The 26691-nt window shown below is 33.3% G+C and carries 23 protein-coding genes and 2 pseudogenes; 7 read left to right on the top strand and 18 right to left on the bottom strand.

The features are described 5' to 3' along the window. Nucleotides 1–59: 59 nt before the first annotated feature. Entirely contained in the window at nt 60–1541 is a 1482-nt protein-coding gene (locus BLT22_RS08410) for a WD40/YVTN/BNR-like repeat-containing protein (protein WP_091762443.1), read from the top strand. Nucleotides 1542–1634: 93 nt separating this feature from the next. Here BLT22_RS08410 and BLT22_RS08405 read toward each other — a convergent pair whose 3' ends face one another. From BLT22_RS08405 to BLT22_RS08390, 4 genes and pseudogenes are all read right to left on the bottom strand, one after another. Next, nucleotides 1635–3059, bottom strand: coding sequence for a sodium/glutamate symporter (locus tag BLT22_RS08405; protein WP_091762442.1), 1425 nt, complete (start codon nt 3057–3059; stop codon nt 1635–1637). A 226-nt stretch (nt 3060–3285) separates the two neighbouring features. Beyond that, a complete protein-coding gene (locus BLT22_RS08400) occupies nt 3286–4008 on the bottom strand; it encodes a CBS domain-containing protein (protein ID WP_091762440.1) in 723 nt (240 codons plus the stop codon). Nucleotides 4009–4131: 123 nt separating this feature from the next. After that, nucleotides 4132–4512 (bottom strand): annotated as a pseudogene (locus BLT22_RS08395) (PH domain-containing protein). 394 nt (nt 4513–4906) lie between these two features. Continuing rightward, nucleotides 4907–5788 carry an ROK family protein gene (locus tag BLT22_RS08390; RefSeq protein WP_091762438.1) on the bottom strand — a complete coding sequence of 294 codons (882 nt, stop codon included), beginning with the start codon at nt 5786–5788 and terminating at the stop codon, nt 4907–4909. A 256-nt stretch (nt 5789–6044) separates the two neighbouring features. Here BLT22_RS08390 and BLT22_RS08385 point away from each other — a divergent pair, with 256 nt between their 5' ends. Both BLT22_RS08385 and BLT22_RS08380 read left to right on the top strand, forming a co-directional pair. Beyond that, nucleotides 6045–6323 carry a DUF3884 family protein gene (locus tag BLT22_RS08385; RefSeq protein ID WP_091762436.1) on the top strand — a complete coding sequence of 93 codons (279 nt, stop codon included), beginning with the start codon at nt 6045–6047 and terminating at the stop codon, nt 6321–6323. A gap of 125 nt (nt 6324–6448) precedes the next feature. Beyond that, nucleotides 6449–7279 (top strand): metallophosphoesterase, encoded by an 831-nt coding sequence (locus BLT22_RS08380; RefSeq protein ID WP_218127262.1) that lies wholly within the window; start codon nt 6449–6451, stop codon nt 7277–7279. Between the two features lie 58 nt (nt 7280–7337). Here BLT22_RS08380 and BLT22_RS08375 read toward each other — a convergent pair whose 3' ends face one another. Beyond that, complete coding sequence (locus tag BLT22_RS08375) at nt 7338–8327, bottom strand: metallophosphoesterase (RefSeq protein WP_218127261.1); 990 nt, start codon at nt 8325–8327, stop codon at nt 7338–7340. Nucleotides 8328–8550: 223 nt separating this feature from the next. Then, nucleotides 8551–8997: a hypothetical protein gene (locus tag BLT22_RS08370; protein ID WP_091762434.1), complete on the bottom strand. Its 447-nt coding sequence runs from the start codon at nt 8995–8997 to the stop codon at nt 8551–8553. A 236-nt stretch (nt 8998–9233) separates the two neighbouring features. Here BLT22_RS08370 and BLT22_RS08365 point away from each other — a divergent pair, with 236 nt between their 5' ends. Beyond that, nucleotides 9234–9641 (top strand): hypothetical protein, encoded by a 408-nt coding sequence (locus tag BLT22_RS08365; protein WP_091762433.1) that lies wholly within the window; start codon nt 9234–9236, stop codon nt 9639–9641. Nucleotides 9642–10065: 424 nt separating this feature from the next. On the opposite strand, the gene BLT22_RS08360 is transcribed toward BLT22_RS08365, so the two are convergent. The 7 genes and pseudogenes from BLT22_RS08360 to BLT22_RS08335 form a co-directional block, all read right to left on the bottom strand. Continuing rightward, complete coding sequence (locus tag BLT22_RS08360; protein ID WP_236048899.1) at nt 10066–10875, bottom strand: ABC transporter ATP-binding protein; 810 nt, start codon at nt 10873–10875, stop codon at nt 10066–10068. Nucleotides 10876–10925: 50 nt separating this feature from the next. Next, a complete protein-coding gene (locus tag BLT22_RS08355) occupies nt 10926–11615 on the bottom strand; it encodes an ABC transporter permease (RefSeq protein WP_091762430.1) in 690 nt (229 codons plus the stop codon). 265 nt (nt 11616–11880) lie between these two features. Continuing rightward, a pseudogene (locus BLT22_RS12595) lies at nt 11881–12012 on the bottom strand (transposase); the annotation flags it as partial. A 257-nt stretch (nt 12013–12269) separates the two neighbouring features. After that, nucleotides 12270–13025: a class I SAM-dependent methyltransferase gene (locus BLT22_RS08350; RefSeq protein WP_091762428.1), complete on the bottom strand. Its 756-nt coding sequence runs from the start codon at nt 13023–13025 to the stop codon at nt 12270–12272. Between the two features lie 343 nt (nt 13026–13368). Beyond that, complete coding sequence (locus BLT22_RS08345) at nt 13369–13809, bottom strand: MarR family winged helix-turn-helix transcriptional regulator (protein WP_091762426.1); 441 nt, start codon at nt 13807–13809, stop codon at nt 13369–13371. A gap of 159 nt (nt 13810–13968) precedes the next feature. Continuing rightward, complete coding sequence (locus tag BLT22_RS08340; RefSeq protein ID WP_091762424.1) at nt 13969–15753, bottom strand: ABC transporter ATP-binding protein; 1785 nt, start codon at nt 15751–15753, stop codon at nt 13969–13971. Further along, nucleotides 15746–17509: an ABC transporter ATP-binding protein gene (locus tag BLT22_RS08335; protein ID WP_091762422.1), complete on the bottom strand. Its 1764-nt coding sequence runs from the start codon at nt 17507–17509 to the stop codon at nt 15746–15748. The genes BLT22_RS08340 and BLT22_RS08335 overlap by 8 nt, the downstream gene beginning before the upstream one ends. A gap of 369 nt (nt 17510–17878) precedes the next feature. Between BLT22_RS08335 and BLT22_RS08330 the strand changes: the two genes are divergently transcribed. After that, a complete protein-coding gene (locus tag BLT22_RS08330; protein WP_091762420.1) occupies nt 17879–19744 on the top strand; it encodes a sensor domain-containing diguanylate cyclase in 1866 nt (621 codons plus the stop codon). A gap of 114 nt (nt 19745–19858) precedes the next feature. On the opposite strand, the gene BLT22_RS08325 is transcribed toward BLT22_RS08330, so the two are convergent. From BLT22_RS08325 to BLT22_RS08305, 5 genes are all read right to left on the bottom strand, one after another. Continuing rightward, nucleotides 19859–21520 carry a MutS-related protein gene (locus BLT22_RS08325; RefSeq protein WP_091762418.1) on the bottom strand — a complete coding sequence of 554 codons (1662 nt, stop codon included), beginning with the start codon at nt 21518–21520 and terminating at the stop codon, nt 19859–19861. 201 nt (nt 21521–21721) lie between these two features. Beyond that, the gene (locus BLT22_RS08320) at nt 21722–22486 is read right to left on the bottom strand and encodes an ABC transporter permease (RefSeq protein ID WP_091762416.1); all 765 of its coding nucleotides are present in this window, start codon (nt 22484–22486) and stop codon (nt 21722–21724) included. Then, on the bottom strand, nt 22483–23409 hold the full coding sequence (locus tag BLT22_RS08315; protein ID WP_091762414.1) for an ABC transporter ATP-binding protein: 927 nt from the start codon (nt 23407–23409) through the stop codon (nt 22483–22485). The genes BLT22_RS08320 and BLT22_RS08315 overlap by 4 nt, the downstream gene beginning before the upstream one ends. Further along, a complete protein-coding gene (locus BLT22_RS08310; RefSeq protein ID WP_091762412.1) occupies nt 23406–23618 on the bottom strand; it encodes a PLD nuclease N-terminal domain-containing protein in 213 nt (70 codons plus the stop codon). Before BLT22_RS08310 ends, BLT22_RS08315 begins: the two co-directional genes overlap by 4 nt. Nucleotide 23619: 1 nt before the next feature. Then, complete coding sequence (locus BLT22_RS08305) at nt 23620–24744, bottom strand: helix-turn-helix domain-containing protein (protein WP_091762410.1); 1125 nt, start codon at nt 24742–24744, stop codon at nt 23620–23622. A 265-nt stretch (nt 24745–25009) separates the two neighbouring features. On the opposite strand from BLT22_RS08305, the gene BLT22_RS08300 reads away from it, so the two are divergent. Together BLT22_RS08300 and BLT22_RS08295 are read left to right on the top strand one after the other, a co-directional pair. Continuing rightward, nucleotides 25010–25423, top strand: coding sequence for a hypothetical protein (locus BLT22_RS08300; protein ID WP_091762408.1), 414 nt, complete (start codon nt 25010–25012; stop codon nt 25421–25423). A gap of 72 nt (nt 25424–25495) precedes the next feature. Then, nucleotides 25496–26575, top strand: a complete 1080-nt coding sequence (locus BLT22_RS08295; RefSeq protein WP_091762406.1) for an IS30 family transposase — start codon at nt 25496–25498, stop codon at nt 26573–26575. Nucleotides 26576–26691 lie beyond the last annotated feature (116 nt).

Genomic DNA, 26691 nt, shown 5'->3' with positions numbered 1-26691 from the left:
TTATAATTGAATAGTTATTAGTATCATTTTAACAAAGATGTAAATAAAGGAGTTCTTGTTTGAAAACTAAGCATTATCTATTCAGAGCATTGGTCTTGAATCCATTTGTTATTTTGTTTTATAGTATCGGCTGTCATTATTTGATTTCTCTAGCACAATATGGCGGACTGCGTCGTAACGCCCCTTTCATAGTAGGAAGCTTTAGTGTATTACTTATCTGGTTCATCCTGTGTCTATTTTTATATTTTAAACATAGAAAGAAACCATTACTAAAAGGTAACGCTCAAAGGCTGAAATGGATAACTAAAACATGGTTTTTTATAGCAATTATCTTACTGACTTTCACAACCACTTATACGGGTTACAAACTTTACGAGAGCGCTCAACCTTTCCAAGGTAGATTCTCGATTTATCTTGATAACTTTTTCAACACCAAAAAAGCTAAATTTTCTCATACAAATATATATGATAGCGGTATTCAGGGAATTTTAGACGATATAAGATCTGAAGTTGCGTTACCTTCAGAACTCTATGTATCAAATGATTTTGACTTAGCGTTTAACAAAGCTGGGGAAATTCAGTCCTTCTCTACTGCACTGATTGGTGCAAACGAGGAAAACGAATGGGAAATGTATTCTATTCAATATAATAATGAAGAAGAGATTTCTATAAAACTTGAAGGACCTGGATATCATGAAGTGGATGAAACCACTTTATTACAACCGCTTATAGAAACAGTTGAAAATATTCCTCTTCAAGAAAGTGTTGCTGAATTTCCCGACAATGCTAATTATAGTATTTATTATCAAGGTTATAGGAGTTGGGGCTATAACTCTGAAGGAATCTACTGGGTTAATAGGAATGAGAATGTGAGTGACCCAGATTCCTATTCTGATGAGGAGTACGCTGGTTACGCAGTTTCGGTTTATGTAGCTGGTAAAGAAGATACGATCCCGCCTAAGAGATTTATCGATCGGTCCCTTACTTTATCTGACAATTATATAAAAAAACAGGAAGAAGAAAAAATTTCGTTCGATTTAGGATATAATATGAAAGATCAAGTCGAGTCCTATTTTTTAACCAAAGAAATAGGCTTTCAGTTACCTATCACTGATGCTGCAGCTGGCAGTCGTTACTATGCTTTAGAAAAAACGATTGATAGTGGAGCTTCTTGGGAACGAATCAATCAAGAACCTTTTTACCCTAGTTCAGGAGTTTCTTCTGGTATCATTTTTTTTGATGAACAGCTTGGATTCATCGGACTTTCAAAGAACGGCGGGTCTGAAGGATTGATCTATCGAACAGAGGACGGCGGAGTTACTTTTGAAAAAATCGAAATTCCTGAAGTAGAAGTAACAGTAAATGAAGACTTAATCTATAATCCGTTTGACTTACCTGACATGCCTTATTTAGAAAACGAAACACTACACATGACCGTTGGACAAGGAATCGATGGAGACTATAATGGTGGTGTCAAAGCTCTTTATGTATCTGAGGATCTAGGTCGTACTTGGACTTATGTGGAAGAAGTAAAACCTTAAACTAAAATCGCCCCCTTATGTCAAGTGACTTCAAGACATAAGGGGGCCTGTATTTTATCTTTATAAATGCTAATGATCTAATGATTTAATGATTTATTTTGCTTTCTTTTTCTTATTTGGTCCAAAGTGCACTAAACCAAAAATTAAAAATAATGCCGTAATAATGACTGAAATAATCAAAAATACTACCGGACCAAATTGATAAATTAATGGAAGTGAGGCAGCTGTTACTAATCCGCCTCCTACAAAAGGTTCAAATAGAATCTGTTTATAACCAAATCCTTCCAGTGCCGGAGTTTGATGCTTAGGATCTGCTACTTTCATCAATAAAAGTCCCGTAGCGGTCATACCAGTTGCCTGACCAAAATCTCCCAGACCTCTCTCAAACCAATTATCTGGTATCATACGTGGACCTAAGTATAAGAATGCAAACACATTCCAAACAATCGCAACAATAGAAATTAAGACAAACGGAATAACGTTATCACCAATAACATCCAGTGATAATGTAGCTAAAGCGGATACTAACAAAATATCCAGTGCAAATCCGGAAATCTTACTAATCAGATTCTGATCAATATACATATGAAAATTCATTTTATCAAAGAATAACTGAATCAGCATTCCACCAATCATTGCCAGCGGAAAGAGTGGCATATAAGGGAAAAGATAGACATCTGTCCAAGCTCCCCATGTATAAGCTTCTAGTAAAATTAGCCCTTGCTGCATGATATAGCCAATTGTGATGGCAACCGCAATTAATGAAAAATGAAAAGCAAGAGGTTCAATTGCTTTCGCTTCTTTTACTGTAGGTTCCATATCAAATCCATAAGACTCTCCAAGCTGCTCACGTTCTTCATCCGTAAAAGCAGCCTCGCCTCCTACGTATTTAGCCGTTCCTTTGCGATAAGCAATATTGATAATGATAATCCCAACCATTACCCCCACTAAAATCCCAATCGTCGCAAGTCCTAATGCTAAGTCTGCTCCTTCTGCGAATCCCAATGTATCGAAAGTTCCTGCTAAGCCAGCAGCTGTCCCGTGTCCACCTACAAAACTGATTTCAATCAACGCGCCTGCTAAAGGGCTCATTCCAAAGACAGGTGTCAATACAAAAATAGTGAGTAATAACCCTACAACATACTGTCCCCAAGAAACGGCTTGACCCATAATAATTTGAGGGCCGGCAGTATTCCATATCTTCTTCAAACTTGGTACAGCTTTTCCTAAGAAAAGTGCTGCGAAAACAATATTAATAAACATTCCTGGTAACGGTCGCCATACTTCAAGAATAAATTCAGGAACCAATCCATTATAAAAATAATTTCCTTCGTTCAAAAATTGTGAAGTTAATCTCCCCAGTGCATCAGGACCTAATAATAAAGCAATAAACCCTGCAATTATTGAACTGGGCAGGAATAAATTGCGTAACCACTTCACATGTCTACGTACAAATTTACCAAATATCAAAAAAATCCCTATCATTACAAAACTAAAACCAATCATGTTCGGAGACATAAATTTTCTTCCTTCCATTCAAATTTTTTGTGTATTTTACCAGTATACTTAATTGTGAAGTTTCTATCAATCAATAAATTACAAAATAATTAAAAAGCATAAACAAAATTACTTTATTATCAAAAGTGCGCTTCTCAAATATTTATAAAATATTTCACTAAGTGTCCTCTCCATAAAAACAAAAAATGAAAAATCATTCCAGTTTAGAAATGACTTTTCATTTTAGTTATTTGTTTTCTATAATGTCGGGCATATCCCATGGTGTGATAATACCGGTCAGATCACTTGGCTTAGTAACAAGATCCGTTTTGGAAATTAGTAAAAAGTAGGCAACGATCCCTTCTTCAATTTTCTTAGAATAGATAGACTCAATATCAAAAATCGATTTATTTTCTGGGATGATTTCATATGAATTTTTTTCCTTATCATTATCCAGTATATCCCTAACAGTCGTACCACTGATTGAAATCAGATCATCCGTAATTGAATGGGCTAAAAAGTTGGTTATTCCATTTTCAGAAATTAAACCTATCAACTTATTTTCCTGAAACACTGGAAACTGTGAAATCTGATTTTCTTTGATGGTTTCTAGAACATCTTTTAATTTGTCATTTTGATTAAAACTAATAACCTTTTCTAAAAACAAGTCGCTGACTACTTTAGGATATTCGATTTTTTCTTTAACCACTTTCATTTCTTCAATCAAGGATTGACTTGGATTAGCAATCGATTCATGTTCATTAATTGTACTGTGAACAAGAATATTTCTAAACTGTCTATAAATATCCAATTTTCTTTTATAAGTTTTGATTACTTTATCTTGTTTTTCATCAGCAGCGTACAGCAACGACCCGAAGTTAGTATCTGGATCTACTCCTAATTTAGCCGCTATAACCTTTTGCAGCTCATTGAATACATGAAGAAACTCTCTTACATTATCTTGATTCATTTTATTACTCCTAGCATTTGTATAATATTTTTAGAGTAGAGATACCGTTTACTTTCGCATATATAAAATAAAAAGCATATCATAATAATATGCTTTTTATAAAAAGTTTGATCATTTCTCTAATTATTGCATAATCCCAGCAGCTAGAGCTTTTTGAATCGCATTGATACTATCATCTTTTCTAAACAATAGCGTTTGCGCAGGTTCTAATGCTCCTGAAATATATATTTTCAATTCTGCATCTAAGTCAAAATGCCCTGAAGTTTCTACGCTGAAACGAGAAATACTTTTATAAGGGAAGGTTTTATAATCAGTTTTTTTACCTGTCATCCCTTATTTATCTACTACAATCAATCTATACTCTGTGAAAACGACAAGGTCTCTTACTAATTTATAAGCCAATTCAATCTTTTCATCTGGCAAGAGTACATTTTCTAAACCTTTTCTCACTTTATCATGATTAGCATCTGTTGCATTTCCCATTAAACCGTTTAACAGTCCCATATTTAATCTACTCCCTTTTTCAATGACTTTCTTACCTACATTCTACCTTATTTTATTAAAATTAAAAACGAGAAATTTTTGATATGATTACCAAAAATTTTAGATATAACATTTTCTATATTCTTATGCTTCTTTATGGAACATACTTTTAAATTTCGAATAACACAACTTATGCTATATGACTTTCTTTCCACTATTACCATTTGATTACCTTGTTCATTAAATCAGTAGATTTAGATCTGAAATCTCAAAAGAAATACTAGTTAATAAGAAACTTTTTAGGTGCTTGTCTTCTCTTTCTGCACGATCGTTTCTTTTGACATCAAGCTTAGGCACCTAGTGAATACAAATTTATCAAGGACTGCTTTACTAATTATAATTCAAATTTGTACTTCTATTGGTTTTCTAATACATATTGATAAGCTGCCCCGATTAAATTTGAATCATTGAAAAATTTACAGGTCTGTAATTCAAACTCAAGTTCCACTGCCCCATTATCTTTCAATAATTTTTCTGTACGTAAATTTAATTCATAAATCAAATCATTTCTTTTAGAAATGCCTCCACCAATCAGGACTTTTTGCGGATTGATTGAAACAAGTAAATTATAAATGGCTAAACTCAGCGTATCATACAAATGATTAACCATTTCTTTTGCTAATTTATCACCATTATCGGCTAATTCAAAGACTTCTTGTCCTTCGTATACCTTTTTATCTGCTTTTTCTTTCGTATAATTTTTTCCCATTTTGACAGGACTTCCTGCTTCACTTAAGGTTACTAAACTATTCCGATCAATAATCTGATACCCAAATTCTCCACCGAAAAGTGTATGCCCACTCTGTAATTTACCATCAATAATCAAAGCTCCACCGATACCTGTACCGATAATCATACAGCAAACAGAACTTGCACCTTGGGCGTTCCCTTTCCAAAGTTCAGCTAAACCTGCACAATTTGCATCATTTTGCATTGAGACGGGTACTCCAAATAATGAAGAAAAAGCTTTTTTAATGGGAAACCCATGAATATAAGGTAATGCACTCACTCCATTAATCATACCTTTTTCTGTATCTACCGCTCCAGGACAACTGATGGCTACTCCTGTATAAGGGCTATCTGAATATTGATCAAATATTCCTTTCAATACTTTCTTCATTTCTTCCCAAGTCTTTGGTGTAGGAACTTTATCTAAATGAACTAATTCTTCTTTCTCCCATATACCACATTTAATTGAGGAACCACCAATATCAAATAATAATAATTTATCCTTCATCATACTCTCCTTATAGCTCTTGATAATATTTGTCAATAATATAAACGCTGATTTGCTTAGTACAAGTCTACCACACACTTAAAAGCGGGTTCGTCATTCTACCTGTACCTATATTCTTTTATTAGACCCTATTTTTTCTATTACTTATTGCAACGTTTTGTGTTATTATATCAAAAAAAGAACGCGTTTACATATAGTTTTTTTCCCTTTATCATATTAATGAAATCGGTGTCTAATAAGCTTAGGAGGAATTAGCATGTCAAACTTTAACGAGAAAGCAAATATCTATCACTTTATACAAATCCATTTTCTTGGTGAAACATCGTTAGACTTTCAAGATTTTCCAGCCTTGGAAGAGTTAGCAACTTGCTTCTCAAAATCAGGTAAAATCTGGACTTGCCGCAATAAAAAGATCTCTTTAGAAGAATTTAAGATCAAATTTTTAGAAATCACTCATATTGAAGAGGATCAAGTGATCATTACAGATGGTGGGATTGGCAGAAATATTAATGGCGCTATTTCACCATTAGTTTAAAATAAATCAGCCTGATTCATCTATTTTTATAAAGCTTTGTTAATTCATCCAATCCGTATCAAGAAAACGTATGTTATAATCCTATCAAGGAATCTATTAAATCTGTAGCGGATAGGGGCTTGCTCTTGGAACAGAACTTTATTTATTATATAAAAAAGTATTTTTATTGGCTGATCACTTTGGCCGTTATGCTAATAATCCTTTGGGTGCTTTGGGGTAATTATTCTATCCAGACAACTCATCTGACTATACAAGATGAGGAGCTTCCAGAGAGTTTTAACGGTTATAAGATTGCTCAAGTCTCCGATCTGCATAACAAAGATTGGGACAGCCAACTTATTGAAGAACTCCAGAATGCTTCTCCAGATATAATCGTCCTTACGGGTGATTTAATAGATTCATCGAAAACAGATATCCCGACTGCTCTTGAATTTATTGACCAATCCAAAGAAATTGCTCCTTTATACTTTGTAACAGGGAATCATGAAGCATGGAGTGAGGAATATAGTCAACTAAGAAAAGATTTAATCGATAGAGAAGTCACTATTTTGGATAATCAGGAGCTCTTTTTAACGAGAGGATCCTCTCAGATAATGATAGCTGGACTGCAGGATCCGGCATTCCCGAATTCTAGTCCTGAAAAGACCTTACAAACATTATCCAATCATTTTGAAGGGTTTAAAGTATTACTTTCTCATCGTCCAGAATTATTTGAAACCTATGCTGCTCATGGTTTTGATTTAGTATTCAGCGGTCACGCTCATGGAGGACAATTTCGACTTCCCTTCATAGGTGGATTGATTGCACCAAATCAAGGTCTTTTCCCTGAATATACTGCTGGTATCTATTCAAAAAAACAAACTCGGATGATTGTTAGTCGAGGGTTAGGGAATAGCGTAATTCCTATTCGAATCAATAATAGACCCGAACTAGTTATCGTTACTTTGAGTAATTAAAGTATAAAAATAGTCAATTCCCTTTTAATAAAGGAGATTGACTATTTTTATTACCTTATTACATTTCCTCTTCTCGAAAAGCTGCTCTTTTCTCTCTTGATTTTTTAGTACGTTGCATTTTCAGTTTTGCTAAATATTCCACAACTTCTTTTGGCTTACGGATATCAAATAGTTCAACTGGTTCTGGGCCTCTCATTGTCTCTCTTTTGATATATAGCAATCCTTCATCATTCACTTCTTCTTTCCAGCGAACAAGCCGAACCATACCTTCAGATAGTTCAATTGCTGTAATACTTGAAGGGTAAATTCCACATCCCGTGTTAAAATATGGGAGGTCACGATTTTTAGGGAACTTGAAGCGATGCGTATGACCACATATTAGCATCCTTCTTTTTTTTTTGATCCATTTACTATAGTTCCGTTCAATTTTATGCCGTTTGGATACATTTTTGATCGGACTTGCAGGATTACGAATCCCGAATCGATGTAAGAATCGCCAAAAATATTTCAAAGAAAGCATAGTGAAGAACCAAAACTGATCATTCGGTGCATCTCCTTGGTGTCCATGCAACACAAAGATTTCCTGACTAGTCTGCCGGTGCTTAAGCACCAGAGACTCTATTGGTTCTATCCCTTTTAAGAAGTCAAAATACTCCTCACTATACTCATCATAATTAATATAGTAGTTCTTCTCAACGTACTTTTGGTTTTTCAAAAAGATATCATGGTTCCCATAAATACGTATATACCGATCTTTATCATAAAACTTTTTAATCAATCCATATACATCTGTGTGGGCATTTTTTATATGCTCAAACTCTGAATATTCTAAAAGTTCTTCTCCATCGCCTACTTCTACAAAAGTATACTCACTTTCATAATATTCTTTTAAAGCGTGCACAAAAAGATTGCGACTACGTAGAAATTCATCTGATACACTACCATCTCCACGGTGTGCATCACTCATAAACACAATACGAGAATAATCATCATAAAACATTTCTTTGGCATTATTATAGGCTTCTGTCAATCTTCTATCTGTAAACATCCATTATTCTCCCACTAATAAATTGTCTGTTATAAATTAGTATACTTTATTTAACAACTATTGCGAAAACATTTGCCTAAACTAGCATCCATTCTTTAAGTAAATGCAAAACTAACGATTAAGGATTAAATTTAATTTTACTATTAAATAGTAGACCCTCTCAATTTTGATTAAAAGAACCACCGAAGTTTCCCTTAACTTCGATGGTTCCAAGAATATATGATCATTTTTCAATTATTTTTTTAATCGGGCAACCATTTTCATCATAAATGTATACCTGTAATTTCTTAGAATCGGCCATTGCCGTTACTAGACGATCTCGTAACGGTTCCGCTAATTCATCAAAAAGATATGCTTCTTCGTGAAGACTGTGTTTAAAGCGAAGTGCTTCAATCTCTCCAGCCTTTCTTAATCGATATTTCTTAGAAGGCAGTCCGCTTTCAATTGTCCTTTTTTCAATACGATAGTAGTGATTTTCGTCATCATAAATGACTTCTAAAGCGCCAGATTGTGTGCGATTAAACTGAGCATGGGGATAATCTTCGCTATGCAAATCCCACCAAGCTGTAATTCCCGCAATTGCTTCTTCTTCCGTTTCGTAACTACCATGCTCTTTCTTTACATCACTGAGTCTGTTAAGCCAATAATTCGTATACACAATTTGTCCCATTCACTTCACTCCATTCATAAATTGATTACTTATAGTGTAAATGAAATGGATAAAATAAAAAACTGAATTATGTTTTTAAATACAGATTTAAGTTTAAGTTTTTTTAAAGACTCTGACTGATCAATCTATCCTCTACTTTCTTGCTAATCTTATTAAAAATAAATTTATATGCTCTGATTTTTAAGATAGCAATTGTACTATGTTTTATGGTATTTTAAATAAAAGGAGAGGATCTTATGAGTGTAACCATTACTCGAAATACTGGTGCATTTAACTTAATGGTCAATCTATCTGTAAAACTAAAAGATGTGACTCTAGAAAAATTAGCCCCTGGCGAATCAACAAATTTTGAACTTCCAAACGCTACTGAAAAAATTGAAGTCTCTTGTTTCTTTGCGCATAAAGAAATAGAAGTCAGAGATGGACAAATCGTTGCCATTCAAAAAAATATTCCTGTTAAACTCTTTCAGTTTTCTATTCGCTTTCTTTTATTTGTTTTACTGCTGTTAATAACATTTAGAATAATCACGAGTTTAGCCTTAGTTATTGTTTTGTCGATTGCCTTAATGATTCTATATACATATGCTTACTTTTTCATTCCAGATTTTAAACTTGAAATCATTTCTAATTCTTCTACAAATTAAGTGCCGCTGCGATCACCAAAAGTAAGAATGGTTAATAAAAATTGATTAGGATTTCAATTTTCATTAGCCATTCTAGTACTAAGTTGATCATGATAGGCAGCCTATTTCACACAAATCTGCTATCTGGTTTTTATTATTTAAATATTTCCAATTTTAACCTGAACAATTCATAGCTCTATCATTAAAATCCTTTTGTTGATCAGAGTAGCTTTCTATGAAGAAATCAGTTTTTTAACCATGCGTTTTGAGTTTAATTTCATTGATTTTTTTAAGTAAATTGAATTATTTACATATAGTAAAAATACTGTTTTTCTATCTTAAAACTTTAGTTTTGTCATTAAATTTCTTTATCTATTAGCAACAGATCATGTTAATATATCTTTCAAAATATAATTGTTGAAATTCTAGTATAAAGTCCATTTTGCTATTTTTTATACACAGTTTCTCTCAATGATTTTTTCTTTTGATAAATTTCAGTAATAAGATACTCTTTTTCAAAAATATATGATAGGACTTCTCTAAGTTCTTTTTCATTTTTTATCTCTAATTCTAATTCTGTTTTACTTTGTATTTTAATTTCAATATTAAAATACTCAGTAATTGTCCTGTAAATTTCACTAGCTTTTAACGATTTTAATACATATAGTAAATTGTTTTGTGAACTTTTACGACTTATAATGTCAGCTACAGAACCTTTACTAACTATTTCACCATTTTCTATGATATATACAAAATCAGATACTCTTTCTAGTTCATCAAGGTTATGAGAGGTAAGTAAGATTGCTGAACCACTTTCTTTTAACTGTTCAACAATTTCTAACATCATAATAGCAGAAGGCTCATCTACCCCAGAGGTAGGTTCATCTAAAATATAAGTATCATAATTTCCTATACAAGCTTGAATAAAGCTAATTTTTTTTTTCATTCCAAAAGAATATCCACTAATTTTTTTCTTCAAATCTTCTTTTAACATTAAAGCATCAGCTAACTCCAGAGCACGAGTATTTGAAATTTTCTTCAGTTTACTCATGAAATTTAAGAACTCTTCTCCTGTAAAATCTTCGAATAACGAGTTAGCATCTGGCATAACAGATATATTGCTTTTCATAACTTTACCAGAGTCAATCCTATAATACCCTACCATAACTCCTATCAAAGTTGATTTCCCTGCACCATTACTACCAATTAATGAAGTGATTTGATTGTTTTTAACTTGTAAAGAAACATCTTTCAAAACCTTGTTTTTATTAAAACTTTTATTTATTGAGAAGCATTCAATCATATTTATATTTCTTTCCTTTCAAATATTACCATCCCTACGTAAAATGCTGCGCAAGCCAATAATAATAAAATAAGAAGTTCCCAACTATTTTCACCTTCTAAGTACCTATAGGGTAAAAGCCAATCAATTACGTCCAAAAAAATGTTGTCTCTAAAGTATGCTACAGTAAATATTGCTGGAAAAAGCAAGCTAAGTACAATTCCAACAAGAGTAGCTGTTCTTTCATTCTTACTAATAGTAGATACCATGATTATGACAGACTCAATATACAAAAAAAACACAATTATACTTAACAAGTCCCTCCAAGGCACTACTATGACACCTCTCACACTAAACACTACAATTAAAGCAAGTAAAATAACTAATAAAAAGTAGGTTATAGTAATTAAATATTTGGCAGTATAAATTTTACGTCTAGATAGATAAGGAGTTATATACCTAAGCGTTTCTGTTTCAACTTCTTTTGATACGATGCCCCCAAATAATATTGAAGAAAATAAAAAACCCATAAAAGCGTAACACAAAAACATTAATTGTATCGCAGGAGAGCTACCATTTGAATCTAATATGATCGATAACGAACCCGAATATTTTGCTATTAGAAAAGATAGTCCAATAAATACTATACTAATAATAATAGTTTTCATTGACTTTAATTCATGTTTTAATCCGTATAAATATACTGCTTGCATATTGTCCTCCAATATTACATAAAATTAATCATTTCATAATGTTATTATACCATTCTGAATAATTCATAAACCTGTAATTAAAGTAGTTTTATTGAACGGAGTATCATTCATTGAAAATTTTTTTTAAACCCATGTGTTCTTGGACTTGATTTCTACTGAATAAACCTCTTAAGAATTCTTTTATCTGTTTAAGGGCATACTCCTACCTTGAAAATGATGGATTTAAAAATTTTAGAGAATATTCAATCTAAATCCATTGTTTGGATTACCGTAGGTGCTCGAAGACCCTATAAAATTCAGTTTGATACACATGATAACTCGATAGATTGAGATAGACTTGTCTACCTGTTTGAACGAGTTCACCTGCAACTTTAAATAATTTTAATCGAATGGAATACCGGATGGTAATGGGAAAATTAATCAAAGAGGGGTTGATTTTTTATAATAAAATAATCGATTTGCTGTTAGAAAAAGACATCATTCCTTTTATAACATCGTCATTTCCTTAATCTCTCAAACGCAATGCTCTTTAAAAAAATTGACAAGATTCTAAGCAAGGATACTTATCATCCTGCAGTTTCTACACAATAAAGGAAAGTATGTATTATTCAGGTTTAAAAAGTTATAAAGAATTGATTTATTATAAGGCGCTCTTTATTTCCTGCTGGAAACAGCTATATAATCCAACTCTTTACCGGATTTATTAAAGAAACGCATCATTTGCTTGAATCTCGTTCTATTTTCTTTTTTCATTCCATTAAATACAATTTTACTTGTATTCCAGCATCCTTCATCTCTTAGCATACCAATGGGAGACATCAAAGACATAGGTCCACATTTGCTTTTAACATCGATGAATCCTGAATCAATGAACAACTTTTTCCAATCATCTCTTTGTAAAGGCGCTACATTAATATTGATTGTATTTCTTAATTCGTCTATTTGAGATTCCACACTCCTGTTCATGTATGAAATATCATGGGTCAGCAACCGGCCGCCTGGTTTCAGTACTCGGTAATATTCTTTCAAGGCTTTTACTTTAGCTTTATCATTCAACATAGTTAACATGGCCTCATTAATGACTAAATCAAAAGAGGCATCTTCAAATGGAAGTTTTAAAGCATTCCCTTGGACAACTTGTATGTAAGATGATAAATCGGCTTTTTGTATATTCTTTTCGGCTTGTTCCAATGCCTTTTTATCTAGATCAATTCCAGTAATATGACACTGATATTCTCTAACCAGTTCAATAGAAGTTGTACACATGTTGCAAGCTACTTCTAGCACTTTTACTTCTTCTGAAAAATGTCCTTGTTCTATCAACCACTTAGTAGCTTCTACTCCTCCAGGACGCAATCGTTTTTTGCCTAGTTTAGCTAAAAAAGTATGACCTGCTTGTGTTTCCACCATTTTCTATCTCCTTCAAAATTTATATGTACATACATAAATCTAAGCTTTAATGGATCCATGTTCATTCTAGTTTAGCTTGCATTATAAGTCAATTTTTGTATATCTGTTTTAGTACTTTTTAAAGTCCACAAAAAAAGATGCTGGCAAGCAGTCAGCTTACTAGCATCCTTTAGATTATTCTCTTCTATTGCCACTGCGATGTTTCAGGATAGAAAACAATTGATTATTTCTCTTTATTTTCTTTAAAATGGAAAGCTTCTTTTCCTAAGTTTTTGATTTTTTTAAAGTAATTCTTATTCATAACGTTTCACTACGTTTTCTATAATATGAACATATTTTTCTCTTAACAACTAAGGTTATTTTTTATTTTTTTAAGTGTTTCTTTGAATTGCTCTAATTCTTGAGGACTGATGTTATCGGTAATTTTTTCTTCAAGCCGATGTACATGTGGCTTGAAAGCTTGAATTTGACTAACTGCTTTATCCGTTAAAACTAATTGTTTTAACCGTTTATCCTTTTGCGTCCCTTTTTTTACTTCAATAAATCCATTCTTTATCATTCTTTTAACTAGACTGCTTGTAGTCGATTTTCGAATAGAGAATTCTCTTTCAATATCTTTTTGGAAAATAACTTTATGACGATTTTTATATAAATAACCTAATGTCCATACTTGTAAGCCTTGAATATCTTCAAAATTATTCAAGGTTTTTTCTTTTTCAATATATCTAGTCAATAAAATAGATAATTCTCTAATTTCAAATCCAATCGTGCCACGGGGATCCATAAGTTTCCAGCCTTTCTCTACTCTTATAAAAATCCTGTTAGTTATCCATACGTTCCTTGTCAATTAGATACACTGTTTATATGTCATTTCAACTCTAGAAGCATGAAGATGCCATTCGAGGGTACTGTCCTGCTCCCCGTGCCACATGTAACTGTTCAACTATTTTTCAAACTGACTATTATAAAGATCTGAGTAGAATCCTTGGTCGTTCATCAACGTTTCATGGTTTCCACTTTCAATGATGGCACCATCTTTCATAACGAGAATGGTATCGGCATTTTGTATAGTAGACAGACGGTGAGCAATAACAAAACTAGTTCTACCTTCCATTAGTCTATCCATTGCTGCTTGGATTAATTCTTCTGTCCTCGTATCAACGGAACTTGTTGCTTCATCGAGAATCAGCATTGGAGAATCTTTGACTAATGCTCTAGCGATCGTCAATAATTGCTTCTGACCAACTGATAAAGACACTCTGTCATCTAAAACTGTATCGTATCCTTGTGGTAAAGTTTTGATGAAATGATCAATTCCTACTGCAACAGCAGCTTCAACTACTTTTTCATCTGAAATATTTTTTTGATTATAGATCAGATTTTCTTTAACCGTTCCTTCAAAAAGCCATGTATCTTGAAGAACCATACAAAACTGATTATGCACTTCATCTCTGGTCATGTCTGAAATATCGATATGATCAATTAAAATTCTTCCTTCGTTTACTTCGTAGAATTTCATTAATAAATTGACGATCGTTGTTTTCCCAGCTCCTGTAGGACCTACGATTGCAATTTTTTGACCTGGCAGAGCTGTAGTAGAAAAATCATCAATAATCGTCTGATCTTCTTCATAGCCAAAACTTACATGATCAAATTCAACATATCCTTGTGTTTTTTGAATAAGTTGTTGTTTTTTATTTACTTCATCTTGCATTTCATTTTCATTTAAAAATTCAAATACTCTACCCATTGCTGCTTGAGCTCGTTGTAACCCGGAAAAAGCTTGAGCCATCTGACCAAGTGGTTGAGAAAACAGACGAACATACACAGTAAAGGCAACAATAACGCCAAAAGTAATGGAATCATTAATTACCAGAACTGCCCCCACCACACAAACGACTACATATCCAAAGTTACCAATAAAAGCCATTAATGGCTGCATTAAACCAGATAAAAACTGAGATTTCCAAACACTTGTATATAAATCAGCGTTTAAATCAGCAAACTCTTCTATTGTATCGTTTTTAGCATTATAAGAATAGATTGTGTTATGTCCTGAATAAGCTTCTTCTACAAATCCATTTACTTTAGCTAATTTACTCTGTTGACCTTTAAAATAAACTTGGGACTTTTTCATAATTAAAGTCATTAATAAAAATCCAATCAGCACTGATCCAATAGCAGAAAAACTCATAATCACATTCGTTTTGAACATCATAAACAGACATCCAATGAAAAGAGCAATCGCACTGACTAAAATCCCTAAGCTCTGATTTAATGATTGACCAACTGTATCAAGGTCATTGGTTACGCGACTTAAAACATCTCCTTGACTATGAGAGTCAAAATATTTTAAGGGTAATTTGTTTATTTTAACAGAAATTTCTTTTCTCAATCGTTTGGAAAATTTCTGAGTAATCGTGGCTACGATAAATCCTTGTGCGTATGAGAGTATACTTCCTAACAGATACAGAATAACTAAAGTTATCGCAATCCGATTGATTTGCTCTAAATCAATCCCTGTTCCTATGCCTTCTGTAATTAAATTGGTAATTTCTTTTAACTTATCTGGACCAATAATCGTTGCAACACTTCCTAATGCGGCAAAAATGACAGATAGTAAAAAAGGAAGTTTATATTGGCCAGCATACTGGTTCACGTTACTTAAAATTTCCTTGAAGTTATACGAATTTTCTTGATTGGTTGTTCCTTTTGATGAATTATCCATTATTCAGCTCCTCCTTTGATAATTGAGAGTAAGCAATTTCTTGATAAACTTGATTGCTTTCAAGGAGTTCTTTATGCGTCCCTTGACCCACTACTTTGCCTTCATCCAAAACAAGAATCTGATCGGCATCCATAATGGTACTGATTCTTTGCGCTACAATTAATTTGGTTGTGTCTATCATATTCTCTGATAAGTTGTTTCTCAATTTCTTATCGGTTTTATAATCTAAAGCAGAAAATGAATCATCAAATATTAATATTTCAGCCTTTCGTGCTATCGCTCTTGCAATTGAAAGTCTTTGCTTCTGGCCACCTGAGAAGTTCGTTCCTGCCTGAGCTACATGACTATCCAATTGATCTTCTTTTTGAAGCACAAATTCTTCTGCTTCTGCTAAGGCTAGAGCTGAATAAATTTGCGTATCATTTTCAATAATTGACCCACTCTTACCAAAATCCATATTAGAACGAATAGTCCCACTGAATAAAAACGGATTTTGCGGAATATAACCAATCTTATTGTTCAAATCTTCATGGCTATACGATTGAATATTATTGCCATCAATTAAAATCTCCCCTTTGCTCACATCATAAAAACGAGGGATTAAACTTATTGCTGTACTTTTCCCACTACCTGTTGAGCCAATAAAGGCAACGGTCTCTCCTGCTTTAGCAGTGAAGTTCACATCTTGAATGACCGGTTCAGCAGCATTAGGATAAGAAAATGTTACATTTCTAAATTCAATACTTCCTTTTTCATTTGAAGAGAATTGGCTTTCTTTTACAAAATCAATAGAAGGCTTTAAATCAAGAACTTCATTGATTCGATTTGCGGATGCTAATGCTCTAGGAAGGATAATAAATACGATCGTCATCAACATAAATCCTAGCACCACTTGCATAGCATAAGAAGAAAAGACGACCATATCACTAAACAAACTAATTTTATTCGGCATCCCGGCAGACTGAATCAAATGTGCACCAATCCAATAAACAGCTAATGTTAATCCCCCTGAAATAATCGTCATTCCTGGATTTAATATTGCCAGCATCCGACTAGTAAATAAATTTACTGAGGTCAATTCTTCATTTGCACCTAAAAATTTATTATTTTGGTACCCTTCTGCATTATATGCTCGAACAACTCGAGTACCCTGCAATGTCTCACGAGTAATGCTATTTAATTTATCGGTGAGTGTTTGAATTCTGATAAATTTTGGCCGTACAAAAACTAAGATGCTGCTCAACATGATCAACAAAACAATAACAGCAACCCCGGTAGAAGTTGTCCATTGCCAATTTTTATCTGCTATTTTCGTAACAGCCCAAATAGCTGTTATTGGGCCTTTAATGATAACTTGTAACCCTATAGCTATGACTAGCTGAATTTGTGTAATGTCATTTGTAGTTCTAGTTATTAAACTCGGAACAGAAAACTGTTTTATTTCTCCGGGTGTGTAGTCCATTATACTGTGAAATACTTCGCCGCGAATTCTCTTCGTTAGACTCGCTGCTACTCTTGCTGCAATAAATCCGACAATAATGGAAGCAACCAAACTTAATAAAGATAACGAAACCATAATTGATCCAGGACCCATAATATCCGCTACCGTTGTTTCGACTATTTGTAACTTAGTCGTGATCTCTGATAAATAATCTGGAATCTTTAATTCCAGCCATACCTGAATGACAATAAAGGTCACACTAAAGACGAGTGCTATTCTTTCTTTTGTATTGGTTTTTTTTAATAATTTAAACATAATGCCCTCCGATTAGTAAGCAAGTTTGCTTTATATAGAATATTTTATATAGCTAAATATACTCATTCCACTTTATAAAAAGTTAATATTTATTTGCTTAAATATAGTTACCGTGCTAACTATATTATTCTTACTCGGGGTCATTGTCAATGAATTATTTTTGAATTTTCAAAGAATTTTCAATCTTAAAACTTTAGTTTATCCATTTATGAGTTATTAGGAGGCTATATAGTTTTTTAAATTAGGTGTTATAATTGATCATATGATTAATCTGCTAGATATTTAAAATAGTGATAAAATCACTTAACTAATTTGAAACAGAGATACCTGCAGAAACTATAAGAGGACACTGAAGGAGTTACAAGCAGTATGAAGATAAAAAAAGAAAATAAAATTTGGTTAGTTTCCATAATTGGATTCATTTTATTTTATTTTTTGTGGTTACTTTTATGGCGGAATAATGGATACGTGCGGTCTCTAGGCGGTAATGTATTATCAATAATCGGCACACTGGTCCCTAGTGTGTGGTTACTTGGAGCTTATTTAAGAAGTAAACTAACAATCAATAAAGTCTACTGGATATTACTTTTTTTAAGTACATTTAGTTATCTGCTAGGAGAATTATGTTCCTTTTATGTTGAATCGATTTTACTTATTGAGTCTCCTTCTTTGAATTTATACGAAACTTTTTATATGTTATCTGTTTTATTTTGCTTATTTGCATTTATTTTCATCATATGGAAGCGTGCGAAAATAGCTCTATTCACTAAATTTGTATTTGATATCGGCATCGTTATGACCGTTTCCAGTACATTTAGCTGGTATTATATTCTGTCCCCTTTTATGAAAAATGCGCCTGTTTCGTTACTGTCATTATCAGTAAGTCTCTATTATCCTATTATCGATATTCTTTTGCTAGTATGTATTTCTACTTTCTATTTTATGGGCGAACATTTTTTTTCAAACCGAGTACTTAAATTCATTCTGATCGGTTTATTTATCCAAATTTTTGCAAATTCAATTTATTTTTTTGAAATCGCACAAAATAGCTATTTTTCTGGAAATTTAATCGATCCTTTATTTATTCTACCGGAATTGCTCATTGGCTATACGGCTCTTATTGGAAGAGAGCCTATGAAAGAACATTCCATTGAAATCGAAAAGCACGAGACACATTCTGTCACCGTTCTACGCTTAATTCTTCCTTATGTTTTAGTTATATTCTTGTTTATTTTCATGATTCAAAACTCTAATGGATTTGACATGATCAGTGTAGGATCAGGATTATCTATCACTTTTGTCCTCCTTAGACAATTCGTTGTGCTTGCTGAAAATCGAGAACTAGTCAGACAATATTATAAAAAAAATGAAGAGTTAGAAATCAGTGAAGAACGCTACCGATCTCTTTTTGAATATCATCCTGATTCTGTATTTTCTTTTGATTTAAAAGGGAAAATCGAAAGCATGAATTCTGTTGGTGCTACTTTATTAGAAGAACATCCGAATGCATTGATTGGATTTCCACTTGCTGACTTTATCGATAAAGATTATACGGAGAACCAAGATAGCTATTTGTCTAAGATGAAAAATGGGAAAGTCCATCATCATGAATTCACTTTAAAAAACAAAGATGGAAAAGAGTTAAGTATTGATATGACCCATATTCCAATCATGGTAAAAAATAAACTGGTGGGCACGTTTGGAGTAGGTAGAGATATTACAGAGAACAAATTAAATGAAGAAAAAATTCGTTTTTATGCTTATCATGACTATTTAACAGGGCTAGCAAATAGACGATTATTTGAAGAAACGCTAGAACTTGCACTTGAGTCTGCTGATCAAACTGATTCTGTTCTAGCAATATTGTTTTTAGATTTAGATAATTTCAAAGAAATCAATGATACCTATGGACATGAAACAGGTGATAAACTATTAATCTCAGTTTCAAATAGAATTACTACGTTTTGTGGAGAAAAACATTTAGCTGCCAGAATGGGCGGAGACGAATTCACTATTTTACTTGAAAATATATCGGTTGACTATTTTGAAGAAGAAATTAGCTTACTTTCAGATTTATTAAGTGAGCCTTATAAAATAAATGGTGTAAACTTCCTCTGTATTCCAAGTATCGGAGTAGCCTACTTCCCAACGGATGGCATCAATTCTAATGAGCTATTGAATAAAGCTGATAATGCTATGTATGATGTTAAATTCAACAAGAAGTCTACAAATTAAAAATATTTTTTTAAAAAAACAGCACCATTCTATCCTATTGTATCTTCGAAATCAGATACAATAGGGAAAGAACGTGCTGTTTTAATTGTGTACATTTATTATTATTGCCAAAGATCAATGACTATAAGACCAACTTCGTGTCTCATCAAAATGTTGGGCTTTTTCTTTAGCGTGAGCGACAACATCTGTCGGAAATTCCATCACTTGAAGAAGTTGCAATGCATTTCGAGTAGTGGCTGGTCCGCTCCTTAATTTGAAGTCAAAACTGACTCCAGACTCATTCGTTACCTTCTCTTGGAAATGAACATTTGTACATTTAGCTTTCAACATCTCTGTCAATTCAATATCATGGGTCGCAACAAAAGCCAAGGACTGATATTTACTGAACCATTCGATAATACTTGAAGAGGCAGCCACTCTTTCTATCGTATTTGTTCCTCTTAGAATTTCATCTACAAAACAGTAACATTGCTCTTGGGTCATGACTTTTTCCATAATTCTTTTCAGTGACTTAATTTCCGCAATAAAATAACTGTCTCCGGTGTGAACATTATCTTCTACTGCCATGGAAGTCATCACGTGACCACGTTTTAGCAAAAACGATTCAGCTGTGCATGTATAGATCGTCTGCGCTAGTATGCAGTTGATCGCTAAACTTTTTACATAAGTTGATTTACCAGAAGCATTTGACCCGGACACTAATGTATTTCTATTCCAGTCGACCGGATTTGCTACGGGCTCTTCTATTAAAGGATGATACAATTTATCTGCAAGGACTTTATTTTCTGAAATAAACTCTGGCTGGCAACTCAACGTTAACACCTTTCGGTAATTCAAAATGGCATAAGCGACTTCCAAATTCCCTAATAATTCCCAGAGTTGAATGGCTTCTTTTTCATAATGTTTGATTCGATTGAAAGCAAAATGATACGCAATAAAGGGAAGCATAAAAAGCATATTTAAATAATCTATAATAATCTCTGCTTCACCGCTACCCTTAAATCGAAAGAAGTAAGATAGGTATAAAATACTTCGAAACGGCGTTAACAAGGTCTCTAATTTCCCATTTAAAGGATGGTTAATTTTAGCCACCTCTTTAGCAGATCCTAAGCATCTTACTAGGTAACTCATGCTATTCAATTCACTATCCAATGAGGCTTTTTTAGATTGAGAATAAATAACATTGAACATGATGCTTCCAATCAGTACAATCACTCCAATATTTGAGTAAGCCGTAAACAGTAACAATAACCCCAATAGCGGCAGTAAGCCTAAAAATATGAAAAAACTTAAATACGCAGGACGGCTTTTTTGACTGGACGTTAAATAATCGATTACTGAGTTATGATCCTGCTTCCCTAATTTAGCAAAGATATATTGAATAGCTTCTCGCCTATCTTCATTATTTTTATAATATGTAATCAGTTCTTCCAGATTCGTCTGGTCCAAATCATTCAAATCAAACAACCTAAGTCGTTTATACAATGCTTCAGATCCAATACTAGAATAAGTATGATTCAATTCCTCAAATATGGAAAACATGTCCAAATCATTCCACGTAATTTCATCAACAAAGCTTTCTTTGTCATTAAAGGTTCTCAATTTCTCAAAAGACTTTTTCAAAGGCTTTTCAGCATCATAGCGACTATTTGATGGAAAAGCTCCCCACTGATTTTTTATCTGTTTCTTAAGCTTTCGTTTATTGTGTATATCCATTGCCACCACAAGACCTATAAGTACAACGATTACTAATATTATGATCCTTTCACTATTCATACTTTCTCCTCCCTAATATTTTAAAACGTCTATTTAAGAATATAATTCCATTCACCTTAAGTAAAGACCTTTCACTTATTAATTTGATTCGATATGCCCGATTAAATAAAAAAGCATCGTAGAATTAAATTCTCACGATACTTTTATTGGCTTTAAATATTAAAGCAATCTATTTTTTTGAGAAGATTAAACAGGATCAACTCATAGTTTTTTCTTGTTCATAACACTGATTGCTGCTGAAAAAAGAAAAATAGTCGCTAACAAACTAATAGACATGGCCCAATATTGCTCATTCAGTTGCGTTTCCCCCTGCAGGATAGAAACATTTTCTCCAATTAAAGAAATAGGATTGAATTTGCTTATATTTTCAAATAGATTCATTAAATAAAATAAAGCAATCGTTGTGATCGTAAATAGCAACCCTGCAAAACTATTACTTGAAATTGCAGAGCCAAATACAATTAAAGCAGATAAAAATAATATAAATATCAATAAAGGAACCAGCGCTATTACAATGTGCGGACTATTATTATCAGGAAAATAGTAAGCTGTATAAGCTGCTGTTATACTAAAACTAAGGCAAACTGCCACGACTCCTTGCATAGCAATTACCAGGTACTTGCTAGTAATGACCGCAGAACGATTCAGTCCCTTGGTTACGAGATTCGTCAAACTCCCTCGGCTAACTTCTCCACTTACACTGTTACTATAGAGAATTACTAATATATATATACCCATCTGAGTTATATTTTTATAAAATTGGACCCATGAATCTATTGAGGTGGGTTCGGGTATCGTTAGCTGTATTTCACTTCCAAATGAACTTTTTAAAATTTCAGGTGTTAATTTAGCCATTAGAGGACTTAAAATACCAAAAATTATAAATACAATTAAAAGGATCAATAATCTTTTTGTTCGCCATACTTCTAGTAGTTCTTTTTTTGTAAAGTAATAAATATCTTTCATCTGGTTACCTCCAAAAATATACTTTCTAGAGAAGGTTCGATCTTACGTAATAAGTTGGGTACAATATGAGCTTTCTTGCAGCTTCCATATAACTCTTCTAGCAAATCAGCATAATCACCACTATAGGATACGAAATATGACTCATTTGCTTTCTCATATGTCTGAACTTTCCCCTCATGAATGAGGCGATTTAAAATATCTTCTAGTAATACATTGTCCTTAGCTTCCATTAATACTTCCATTTTTGAAGAAGCAAATTGTTTTTTCAAGTCAGTCAGTGTAGTGTCAGCAATGATTTTACCTTCATTCAGTATACCAACATGATCACATATTCGTTCTACATCATTTAGTATATGAGTAGAAAATATAATCGTCACATTTTCTTTTAACGAGTATAATAAATCTAAAAATTCTCTCCGTCCATTTGGATCTAAAGCCGATGTTGGTTCATCACAGATTAAGAGCTTTGGCTCATTCAATAAGGCTTGAGCTGCACCTAGACGCTGCTTCATCCCTCGCGAAAATTTTTTGATGGGTTGTTTACTGTCTTCAAGTCCAACTTTCTTCAACATACTTTTAACTTTTGTTGAAAGTTCTGATTTAGGTATGCCGGTTATTTCTCCACATAATTTAAGATACTCCCCCGCTGACATAAAGCCATAGAATTCAGGAACATCTGGAAGATAACCTGTCCATTGATTCGTTTTTGTGTTGCCGAAAGTGACACTTTCACCCTTTATCTTTATGGAGCCTTCGGTTAAATCTTCTAACCCTAAAACCATTTTCATTGTTGTCGTCTTTCCGGCACCATTTTTCCCAACAAACCCATATATACTGCCTTCTGGCACCGTTAGATTTATACCATCAAGGATTAACTTCTCTCCAAACTTTTTACTTACATTTTCTAAGGTAAGAATATTCATTCATTCTCTCCTCTTCCAAATACAAAATAAACAATCGGACCGATAATTTGAATGAAGACGACGATAAGAATCCACATCAACTTATTCCCAAATTTATAATCAGGATGCTTTAATACATGGATTAAAGCCGTAATCATTAACCCCACTTCCAAAAGTATAAGGGGAATAAACAACAATAGATTATCTAATACTATTTCTGGTATTTCCATACTAACTTCTCCTCTCTCTAATTTCTGTTAATTGATTGATGATTTGCTTCATTTCTTCTTCCTCTCTATAAATATCCAAGCTAGGATGGGTCAAAATAAAACTGTTGATTGACTCAACGACTTGATGAGCATTTCTTGGAGGTTGATTCCCTAAAGCTTGTTGATCCAGCCAATCCTGCACTCGATCAAAGTAATCATCTGGTTTAAATAAAAGTGAATCCTTGTTTTTCTGTAAGATTGCTAAAGAACGGTTTAAATCATTAAAGAGCAACTCTTTATTTCCAATTAGTGCATGAACAGATGCCGCTGACAGACAAAAGTTCAAAGCAATTGCTGGATTTAAGGCATCAATATTAAATGTTTCTATAATCATTAATTCTCTTTGGTAGGTAGTATCTAGTTTAACCGGATCCTTTAATAGAAGCTGCAGGTAATTCGTCATTGAACTGATCAGAATAAATAAATTCTGAAATATCCCACTCTGAGAAGTTGCTTCTGCTTTAACTGGATCACCTTTCAGATGAAATGCCCCTACAATTAGATCATCAGCTGGAAGATGAGTCGGCACATATTGTCCTAAGATATCTAGAACTTCATCTGGTCTTTTCAGCACGAGTAAACAGTAGGCTTCCATTTTAGTTGCTTCATTAATTAGCTTTATATCTTGAGTATTTACTCTAATATGAATGAACAACTTTAGTGCTTCTCCTACATATTTGTCTGCTTTTTCTTGAGTGTTTTCACCAGGTAGTAAATCATAATGATTTAAGAGCAACATGCCCATCTGTAAAATAAATGGATAGCATGAATAATACCTATGAATAAAGCTATTCAGTTGTTCCCACACTTCTTCTGCTGATTGAGTATCGAAAGATTTCTGTATAGATAAATAAATATGCTGAATTTCCTCTTTGCTCAATTCTGGTTCATAATTCAACAACGCATCTATACTGACATCGAAATACGCAGCCAACAAAGGCAGTAAAGTTATATCTGGATAGGTCTGTCCATTTTCCCATTTGGATACAGATGTTTTTGAAACGCCTACAAAATCAGCCAATTCTTGCTGAGTGATCCTCTTAGCCTTCCGTTTACTAGAGAGTACTTTTCCCAAACTAACTTTCATCACCATCACCTCAATGTAAGTGTACGATTCTTGTGTGAAATACTCAATAGAGCAGTTGTTAACGTATGGTTATAATAGTTAACTATTTGGCTACTTTTGGTTTCAAAACTTTGATTAGTCGCTTTTCGATTTTCTTCCCAGTAAAAAGTCTTAACTTTAACTTATTTATTACGATATTAGTAAGGTGTTGTATATACATGTAATTTTAATATAGTGGCAGTAATTTTAAAGTGTACACTTTGGAACATGATTTCGGAGGTTTTATATGACAATAAAAAAAGAAAATAGACTATGGTTGATCGCTTTAATTAGTTTCATTATTATGTACTTTCTATGGATATTCATTTGGCGAGACCAAGAGCTTGTACGAACGACTGGCAATAATTTATTTTCTATAGTTGGTATTCTTTTTCCTAACTTTTGGCTATTTAGAGCATTGATCAGAAGCAAATCTAAAAAAGACAAACTCTATTGGTTATTATTATTCTTAAGCACTTGCAATTATTTGATCGCAGAGATAAGTTGGTTTTATATTGAAACCATTTTATCAAGTGATATTGGTTCAACAGGTATCTATGATCTTTTTTATTTTTTCTCTATTTTATTTTATTTCACCGCATTTTTATATAGAATATTATCGCTGGATTTTATAATGAAGTTAGCCACCAAGACTAACTAAAAAAAACGCCATGTGAATTTCATGTTATATTGAAGTTATACCACTAACTCTCAATAGACAGGATGAATTCACATGACGCATTCTAACCATAACACATTAGCACGTACGGGAAAACACTTATCTCATTCAGAACGGGCTCAAATTGCCATTTTAAAGAACCAAAATTACTCTAATCGTCAGATTGCGCATGCATTGGGACGTGTCCCGCAAACCATTCATAGTGAAATACATCGTGGGACAATCACTCAACTTAACCGTCAAAAGCAATCCGGCAAAGTGTATGATTACTATACGACCTACTACGATCCTGATGCCGGACAAGCAGCTTACGATCGACTTCGATTGAACTGTGGTCGTCGGCCAAAATGGGCTGATACAGATGCATTTATTGAGTGGGCAGATGATAAACTGTTACTGGAAAAATGGTCTCCAGATGTGGTTGTTGGATTTGCTAGGACACACGACTTATTTGATCCGTCTATCATTCCCTGTACAACCACTCTTTATGGATGGATTGACAAAGGGATCATGAGAACCACGAATATGGATTTGCTTGAAAAACTATCACGCAAGCCAAAAGATTCTTCTTACAGAAGCAGAAAAAACAAGCGTATTTTAGGTCAATCCATTGAACAAAGACCTGCTGAAATCAATGATCGACAGACCTTTGGTCACTGGGAAATTGATACTGTGGTTGGTAATAAAGGAAAGACGGATTCTGTATTACTCACATTAGTTGAACGCCAAACACGCTTTGAAATCATCCTTAAACTCACGGGGAAAGATAAAGAATCTGTTGATCAAGCCATTAGTCAGTTAAGACAACGAGCGGGTGATAGATTCTCTACAATATTCAAAACCATTACTTCTGATAATGGATCTGAATTCGCCGGTCTTCATGAGGCGCTTCAAGAAACGCTGGATGTCTACTTCAGCCATCCTTACGCTTCATGGGAAAGAGGAACGAGCGAGAACCAACATAAATTTATTCGTCGATTTATTCCAAAAGGGAAAGCCATCAGTCAGTTTAGTGAAACCCAATGCTTGAGAATACAACAATGGATGAATGACTATCCACGGAAGATACTCGGCTATCAAACACCTCATGTCTGTTTTGCCAACGCTCTACGCTCTTTGTCCCAAATGACCTAAGTTTCGTTAGTGCTGAACAAATGACGAGTGACATCTTCTAATAACCGATTAAACAACAGAAAATTAACCGATAATATATTTTAAACTAAGTGGCTAACTTATACTTGAAATTTACA

Source organism: Marinilactibacillus psychrotolerans (assembly GCF_900101525.1).
GTDB lineage: Bacteria > Bacillota > Bacilli > Lactobacillales > Carnobacteriaceae_A > Marinilactibacillus > Marinilactibacillus psychrotolerans.
The sequence above is the reverse complement of the archived record's forward strand: the minus strand, read 5'-3'. Positions and strand labels throughout refer to the sequence as shown.

Excerpts from the sequence above, each read along its gene's own strand:
- BLT22_RS08405 (WP_091762442.1), bottom strand. The coding sequence starts at position 3,059 with ATGTCTCCGAACATGATTGGTTTTAGTTTTGTAATGATAGGGATTTTT.
- BLT22_RS08400 (WP_091762440.1), bottom strand. The coding sequence starts at position 4,008 with ATGAATCAAGATAATGTAAGAGAGTTTCTTCATGTATTCAATGAGCTG.
- BLT22_RS08390 (WP_091762438.1), bottom strand. The coding sequence starts at position 5,788 with ATGAAGGATAAATTATTATTATTTGATATTGGTGGTTCCTCAATTAAA.
- BLT22_RS08385 (WP_091762436.1), top strand. The coding sequence starts at position 6,045 with ATGTCAAACTTTAACGAGAAAGCAAATATCTATCACTTTATACAAATC.
- BLT22_RS08375 (WP_218127261.1), bottom strand. The coding sequence starts at position 8,327 with ATGTTTACAGATAGAAGATTGACAGAAGCCTATAATAATGCCAAAGAA.
- BLT22_RS08370 (WP_091762434.1), bottom strand. The coding sequence starts at position 8,997 with ATGGGACAAATTGTGTATACGAATTATTGGCTTAACAGACTCAGTGAT.
- BLT22_RS08365 (WP_091762433.1), top strand. The coding sequence starts at position 9,234 with ATGAGTGTAACCATTACTCGAAATACTGGTGCATTTAACTTAATGGTC.
- BLT22_RS08355 (WP_091762430.1), bottom strand. The coding sequence starts at position 11,615 with ATGCAAGCAGTATATTTATACGGATTAAAACATGAATTAAAGTCAATG.
- BLT22_RS08350 (WP_091762428.1), bottom strand. The coding sequence starts at position 13,025 with ATGGTGGAAACACAAGCAGGTCATACTTTTTTAGCTAAACTAGGCAAA.
- BLT22_RS08345 (WP_091762426.1), bottom strand. The coding sequence starts at position 13,809 with ATGGATCCCCGTGGCACGATTGGATTTGAAATTAGAGAATTATCTATT.
- BLT22_RS08340 (WP_091762424.1), bottom strand. The coding sequence starts at position 15,753 with ATGGATAATTCATCAAAAGGAACAACCAATCAAGAAAATTCGTATAAC.
- BLT22_RS08335 (WP_091762422.1), bottom strand. The coding sequence starts at position 17,509 with ATGTTTAAATTATTAAAAAAAACCAATACAAAAGAAAGAATAGCACTC.
- BLT22_RS08330 (WP_091762420.1), top strand. The coding sequence starts at position 17,879 with ATGAAGATAAAAAAAGAAAATAAAATTTGGTTAGTTTCCATAATTGGA.
- BLT22_RS08325 (WP_091762418.1), bottom strand. The coding sequence starts at position 21,520 with ATGAATAGTGAAAGGATCATAATATTAGTAATCGTTGTACTTATAGGT.
- BLT22_RS08320 (WP_091762416.1), bottom strand. The coding sequence starts at position 22,486 with ATGAAAGATATTTATTACTTTACAAAAAAAGAACTACTAGAAGTATGG.
- BLT22_RS08315 (WP_091762414.1), bottom strand. The coding sequence starts at position 23,409 with ATGAATATTCTTACCTTAGAAAATGTAAGTAAAAAGTTTGGAGAGAAG.
- BLT22_RS08310 (WP_091762412.1), bottom strand. The coding sequence starts at position 23,618 with ATGGAAATACCAGAAATAGTATTAGATAATCTATTGTTGTTTATTCCC.
- BLT22_RS08305 (WP_091762410.1), bottom strand. The coding sequence starts at position 24,744 with ATGAAAGTTAGTTTGGGAAAAGTACTCTCTAGTAAACGGAAGGCTAAG.
- BLT22_RS08300 (WP_091762408.1), top strand. The coding sequence starts at position 25,010 with ATGACAATAAAAAAAGAAAATAGACTATGGTTGATCGCTTTAATTAGT.
- BLT22_RS08295 (WP_091762406.1), top strand. The coding sequence starts at position 25,496 with ATGACGCATTCTAACCATAACACATTAGCACGTACGGGAAAACACTTA.